1 pseudogene is annotated in these 215 nt (G+C 68.4%); it reads right to left on the bottom strand.

Annotated features, from left to right (window positions below):
• Positions 1 to 215 (bottom strand): annotated as a pseudogene (locus FJ658_RS15150) (translational GTPase TypA); the annotation flags it as partial.

The raw sequence follows: 215 nt of genomic DNA, 5'->3' as shown, positions 1-215 counted from the left end.
CGGTCGAGCCGGTCCTTCACCATGCGGGCGGTGAGCTTGTGGCCCTTGACCTTGCCGACGATGGGCGAGGTGTTGGTGCCGATCGTCATCGAGATGGCCGGCTCGTCGACCTCGATGGCGGGCAGCGGACGGATGTCGTCGGGGTCGGCGATCGTCTCGCCGATCGTGATCTCCTCGATGCCCGAGACCGCGACGATGTCGCCCGCGTGGGCCTC

The sequence above is a fragment of the Schumannella sp. 10F1B-5-1 genome, from assembly GCF_006517535.1.
In the GTDB taxonomy this organism is placed as follows: Bacteria; Actinomycetota; Actinomycetes; order Actinomycetales; family Microbacteriaceae; genus Schumannella.
Note: the sequence above shows the minus strand (reverse complement) of the source record. Positions and strands in the feature narration are given on the sequence as shown.